The 623-nt window shown below is 56.0% G+C and carries 1 protein-coding gene; it reads right to left on the bottom strand.

All coding sequences use genetic code 11. The features are described from left to right. Positions 1 to 278: 278 nt before the first annotated feature. Positions 279 to 623: transposase (locus M7Q83_RS14120; RefSeq protein WP_298340284.1), on the bottom strand; the 345-nt coding region annotated here is incomplete at its 5' end.

The raw sequence follows: 623 nt of genomic DNA, 5'->3' as shown, positions 1-623 counted from the left end.
ACTGTCGGTAGTAAGGATCGGTCTTCAACCTGATACCACGTCTTTGTAGATCAGTGGTATACGGCTCAAGGATTGAGCCTGGATCCACCGACGCACCCCGGTTCCGGGGTGGGGCGGTGGCCCTGAGGTCGTGATTGTGTGCCGTAGAGGCAACCCATGGTTCCGGATCGGTTCAGACCGGAGTCGGGACGTGATGGGTTAAAGGTTGGTTTTAGTCTTTCGTTTGTGGGGCGCATGGAGGGTGTACTTGTGACCGCGCCGAGAGTCGGGGTAGTTCCCTAGATGGGAATTGGTTCAAGTGCCCGGAGAGTGATCAGTGCTCTCATGAAGCTCTTGGCCCATGGCCAACGAGCTGGAGTACGAAGCGTGATCTTCCCCGATCGGTTGACGAGGCGTCCCGCCAGAGCGATGAAGTTTCTCCGAAAGCTACGAGCGATGACCATGGATTCGGTTGGAGTGATCTCACCAAGGTAGCTCACCTGACGCATCAGGTTATGGGCAAGGATCGCATGGGAGAGCCAGGCACTGTTGGCATCAAACTTACCAGAGGGGATGTGTTCTAGTCCTGCCCCCTCCTTGAGATCTTTGATGGAGAGTTCAACCCGTGCTCGGTTCCGATGGAA

The sequence above is a fragment of the Ferrimicrobium sp. genome, from assembly GCF_027364955.1.
Lineage (GTDB): Bacteria > Actinomycetota > Acidimicrobiia > Acidimicrobiales > Acidimicrobiaceae > Ferrimicrobium.
Note: the sequence above shows the minus strand (reverse complement) of the source record. Positions and strands in the feature narration are given on the sequence as shown.